This is a genomic window from Stenotrophomonas pictorum JCM 9942, from assembly GCF_001310775.1.
GTDB classification, from domain to species: Bacteria; Pseudomonadota; Gammaproteobacteria; order Xanthomonadales; family Xanthomonadaceae; genus Stenotrophomonas; species Stenotrophomonas pictorum.
Window position 1 is genome coordinate 1 of sequence record NZ_BAZI01000199.1, and the last position, 5,285, is coordinate 5,285.

Below are 5,285 nucleotides of genomic sequence, written 5' to 3' on the forward strand. Positions count from 1 at the left end.
CACAGGCGGCGCCGCAGGGCCGCTGAGCATGTCCGCGCCGGTGCCACAGCCTCATCCCCGGACCGGGCGCCTGCACGGCGTGCTGCTTTGGTGTGCGGCACTGATGGCTGTGCCGGGGGTGCATGCGCAAGATCCCGCCCCCGTGCAAACGGAGACGGTCGCGCCGGCCTATGCCCCGGGCACCGGTGATGCCTGGGTGGATCGCCAGCTGGCTGATATCAATGCCTATGCCGCGCGCTATCCCGATGCGTTCGTCGATGAGCTGGCGCGCTATGCCGGCGCCCATCCGCGCTATGTGACCGCGCTGCTGCAGGAGCACGGCTGGAACGCCGGGGATATCTATTTCGCCTGCGTCTGGGGCCAGGTCGCCGGTGGCGGCTGTCGCGAGTGGGTACGCGCCCGCACGCGCCTGCCGCAAACCGGCTGGAGAGAGGTTGTGGAGAGCCGGCAGCCGGCGCCGGATAACCTGCACTGGCGCGCGCTGCGCCACGCCATCGTCGCCAGTTTCGACCACTGGGACCGGCCGATCACGCTGGATCCGCTGCTGAAGCGCCAGCTCGGGGATCGCGCGCAGCGCGACGCTGCCGCGCTCAAGGCGGCAGCCAGCGACTGAGGACACGCGGCTTTGCTGCTGTGCGGATAGGCTTTGTGACCGCTTCCGGGCGAAAATGGCCGCTTCCTTCGATTCCGCGCCAGCGCGCCTTGTCATGACCGCCGACCGTTTCGTTTCGCCCGACCATATCCGCAGCCTGTTCTCGCAGGCGATGTCGCACATGTACCGCACCGAAGTGCCTTTGTACGGCACGCTGGTGGAACTGGTGGCAGAGGTGAACGCGAAAGTGCTCGCCGCCCAGCCGGCGCTGGCCGAGCAGATGCAGCGCAGCGGCGAGCGCGAGCGCCTGGACGTGGAGCGCCACGGCGCGATCCGTGTCGGCACCGCCCAGGAGCTGGCCACGCTGCGCCGGCTGTTCGCGGTGATGGGCATGTACCCGGTGGGCTATTACGACCTGTCGGTGGCGGGTGTGCCGGTGCACTCCACCGCGTTCCGCCCGGTCGATGGCGAATCGCTCAACCGCAATCCGTTCCGCGTGTTCACCTCGCTGCTGCGGCTGGAGCTGATCGAGGATGACGCCCTGCGCGCGCAGGCGGCCGAAATCCTGTCCCGCCGCACCATCTTCACCGCTGGCGTGCTGCAACTGATCGAACAGTGCGAACGTGACGGCGGCCTGGGCGAGGACGACGCCTGGCGTTTCGTGGTGGAAGCGCTGGAAACCTTCCGCTGGCACAACGAGGCCACCGTGTCGCTGGAAACCTATCGCGCGCTGCTTGGCGCGCACCGGCTGGTGGCGGACGTGGTCAGCTTCCGCGGGCCGCACATCAACCACCTCACCCCGCGCACCCTGGATATCGACGCTGCGCAGGTGCAGATGCAGGCGCGCGGGCTGGCGGCCAAGGCGGTGATCGAAGGTCCGCCGCGCCGGCAGTGCCCGATCCTGCTGCGCCAGACCAGCTTCAAGGCGCTGGAGGAAATGGTGCATTTCCCGTCCGGTGCCGATAACCAGGCGGGCACCCACACCGCGCGTTTTGGCGAGATCGAGCAGCGCGGGCTGGCACTGACGCCGAAGGGCCGCGCGCTGTACGACGCCCTGTTGGCCGACGCCCGGGGTGGTGCTGGCAGTACCGGCGACGACTACATGCAGCGGTTGCAGGCCGCTTTTGCGGGTTTCCCGGATGACCACGACCGTCTGCGTCGCGAAGGCCTGGGCTACTACCGCTATGCACTGACCGAAGCCGGCCGTGCACTGCCGCCAGCCGGGCGCGATCTGCCGGCCGAAGTCCTGATCGAACGTGGTCTGGCCACCGCCGATCCGATCATCTACGAGGATTTCCTGCCGGTCAGTGCGGCCGGTATCTTCCAGTCCAACCTGGGCGGCGACGAGCAGCGCGCCTATGCCGCACGCGCCAACCGCGCGGCGTTCGAGCAGGCGTTGGGCGCGCCGGTGAGCGACGAGTTCGCCATCTACGAACGCCTGCAGGCCGAGTCGCTGGCGCAGCTGGCCAGCTGACGGTTCCTGCCGTTGCGACAAGAAAAAGCCGCCCCGAGGGGCGGCTTTTTCTTGGTATCAGGCCCGCGCGATGCGCTGTTGCCTGCGCGCCTTGCGCCGTGCCCGCCAGCTGCGCCAATGCTGCTGCAGGCAGGAGAAGATCACATACAGGGCCGGCGTGCTCAGTAGCGTGAGGCTCTGCGAGATCAGCAGGCCGCCGATCATCGCGATGCCCAGCGGCCGGCGCAGCTCGGAGCCTTCGCCCAGGCCGATCGCCAGCGGCAATGCGGCCAAGATCGCCACCATCGTGGTCATCATGATCGGCCGGAAGCGCACGATGCAGGCCTCGCGTACCGCCTCGGCCGGCGCCTTGCCATGCTCGCGCTGCGCGACCAGGGCGAAGTCGATCATCATGATCGCGTTCTTCTTGACGATGCCGATCAGCAGCACCAGCGCGATCATCGAAATCACCGACAGGTCGGTCCTGGTGATCCACAACGCCAACAGTGCGCCCATACCCGCCGCCGGTAGGGTGGAAAGAATCGTTACCGGGTGCACCAGATTCTCGTAGAGCATGCCCAGCACGATGTAGACCGTGGCGATGGCGGCGATGATCAGCATCAGCATCGCCGCCGGATCCATGGCCTGGCGGAAGCCGCCGCGCGCGGCCTGGCGGATGTCACCGGGCATGCGCAGGCCGTCGATCGCCGCCTTGACGATGGCATCGCCTTCGCCGCTGCTCACGCCTGGTGCCAGGTTGTAGCTCAGGTCCATCACCGTGTACTGGTTCTGGTGGGTGACCTGCGACGGTGCGAGGCCTGGCTCCTGATGTGCCAGCGCGGTCAGCGGAATCATCTGCCCGCTGCGGGAGGCCACGTACAGATCCTCGATCGCCGCCGGACTGCCGGTCTGGCTGGGCAGTGCGTTGACCACCACGCCGTACTGGTTCAGATCGGCATAGATGGTGGAGATCTGGCGCTGGCCGAACGCGCCATACAGCGCGCCGTCGATGGCGCCGATGCTCACCCCGAGCCGCGAGGCCTTCTCGCGGTCGATGACGATCTTCTGCATCAGCCGCCCTTGTCGACATCCGAACCGACATCGCGCAGCTTGGGATTCTGCTTGAGCACCTCGACCAGTTTCGGCAGCCACTCGGCCAGCTGCGCGGCGTCGTTGCCCTGCAGGGTCACGCGGTTCTGTGCGCCTTGCGAGCCGCCACCACCGCCGCCGTCGGAAGGCAGGTCCTGGATCGCGCGCAGGCGCACATCCAGATCCGGGAACTGCGCGGCCTTGGCGCTGAGCCGCGCCACCACCACGTTGGTCGGCTCCTGCCGGCCCTCCTTCTCGGTAAGCAGTTCGATGTTGAACTGCGCGCTGCTGCCCTGGCGGCTGGAGCCCAGCCGTGCGCCGACCATCTTCACCGCCGGATCGGCCAGCAGCATGTCGCTCAGGCGGCGCTGGCGCTCGCTCATCTCATTGAACGAGACCGTGGCGGCGGAACTGGCGCGGCCCCAGATCAGTCCGGTGTCCTGCTCGGGGAACTGTCCCTTGCTGACCGCACCGCCGAGGTAGAAGGTCGCCACGATCAGCAACAGTGGCGTCAGCGACAGCAGCAACGCATGGCGCAGCGAGAAGTCCAGCGCCACGGTGTAGGTCCGCAGCATGCCGTCATGCATGCGGTCGAGCAGGCGGTTGATGCGGGTATCGCGCGCGCCCTCGGCATGCGGCTGCAGGAAGCGTGCGCATAACGCCGGGGTCAGGGTCAGCGAGACCAGCGCCGAGACCACGATCGCCGCCACCAGGGTCAGGGTGAACTCGCGGAAGAACGCGCCGATCATGCCCTGGGCGAAGATGATCGGCAGGAACACGGCGATCAGCGAGGCGGTAATCGAGACGATGGTGAAGCCGATTTCGCGCGCACCGGCCATCGCCGCCTGCTCGCGCGGCAGGCCCTCGTCGAGGTGGCGCATGATGTTCTCGATCACCACGATCGCATCGTCGACGACAAAACCAATGGCGATCACCAGCGCCAGCAGGGTCAGGTTGTTGAGGGTAAAACCCAGCGTGGTCATCAGCAGCGCGGCGCCGGCCAGCGACAGTGGCACGGTCACCGCGGCGATCAGCGTCGGCGCCAGCCGCCGCAGGAACAGCGCCATGGTCAGGATCACCATCGCCAAGCTGATCATCAGGGTGATCTGCACTTCGGCCAGCGACGCGCGGATGGTCGGGGTGCGGTCGAAGAACGGGGTCAGCGTGGTGCCGGCATCGAGGTAGCCGGACAGTGCCGGCACCTCGGCTTTGACCCGGTCCACGGTCGCCACCAGGTTGGCGCCGCTGCGCAGGTACACATACATCAGCACGCCGCGTTTGCCGTTGACCCAGGCCGCCTGGTAGGCGTCTTGCTGGCCGTCGTAGACGGTGGCCACATCCTTCAGTCGCACCACCGCGCCCTCGTGGGTGGCGATGGCGGTGTTGGCGAAATCGGCGGCCTTGCGGATCTGGTCATTGAGCACGATCGCGGTCTGGCTGCTGCCGTCGCTCAAAAAGCCCAGTGGCGAGGCGACGTTGGCCGCGCGCATCGCATTGCGCAGATCATCCGGAGTCAGCCCCAGCGCGCTCATCGCGCGCAGGTTCAGATCCACCCGTACCGCCGGCGTGGAGGCACCGGCGATATCCACCTGCGACACCCCGGGCAGCTGGCGCAGGCGTTGTGCCAGCAGCGAGTCGGCCAGGTTGTAGAGCTCGGCCACCGACTGTGTTTCGGAGGTCAGCGCCAGCGCGATCACCGGATCGTCGTTGGGATTGGCTTTCTGGTAGGTGGGCGTGTTGATGCCGGCCGGCAGGTCGGCCATCGCCGCGTTGATCGCGGCCTGCACGTCCTGTGCGGCCGAATCGATATCGCGGCTGGTGTTGAACATCAGGAACACCATGCTGCGGCCGTCGCTGCTGGACGAGCGCATGGTGTCGATGCCCGGCACCTGGCCCAGATGCCGTTCCAGCGGCGCGGTCACGGTGGCGGCCATGGTGTCGGCATCGGCGCCGATGTTGGAGGCCTGCACGAAGATCACCGGAATGGTGAGGTTCGGCAGCGCCGCCACCCCTAGCCGCAGGTAGCAGACCAGCCCGGCGAAGACCAGGCCGATCGCCAGCAGGGTGATGCCGATCGGACGTTTGATGAAGGGCGCGGAAATGTTCATCCGTGCTTACCGGGCTGCCTGCAGCCGCGCGGCGGCACGCTGC

At 67.6% G+C, this 5,285-nt stretch carries 2 protein-coding genes and 1 pseudogene; 2 read left to right on the top strand and 1 reads right to left on the bottom strand.

Features of this window, described 5'->3' with window-relative positions; all coding sequences use genetic code 11:
• Window positions 1–142: 142 nt before the first annotated feature.
• Window positions 143–613, top strand: a complete 471-nt coding sequence (locus JCM9942_RS10590) for a hypothetical protein (protein WP_145974375.1) — start codon at window positions 143–145, stop codon at window positions 611–613.
• 94 nt (window positions 614–707) lie between these two features.
• A complete protein-coding gene (hglS, locus tag JCM9942_RS10595) occupies window positions 708–2,066 on the top strand; it encodes a 2-oxoadipate dioxygenase/decarboxylase HglS (protein WP_054659548.1) in 1,359 nt (452 codons plus the stop codon).
• A gap of 57 nt (window positions 2,067–2,123) precedes the next feature.
• Here hglS and JCM9942_RS10600 read toward each other — a convergent pair.
• Window positions 2,124–5,242: pseudogene (locus JCM9942_RS10600) on the bottom strand (efflux RND transporter permease subunit).
• Window positions 5,243–5,285 lie beyond the last annotated feature (43 nt).

Bases quoted from the DNA above. Each gene is read 5' to 3' on its own strand.
- hglS (WP_054659548.1), top strand. From the start codon at position 708: ATGACCGCCGACCGTTTCGTTTCGCCCGACCATATCCGCAGCCTGTTC.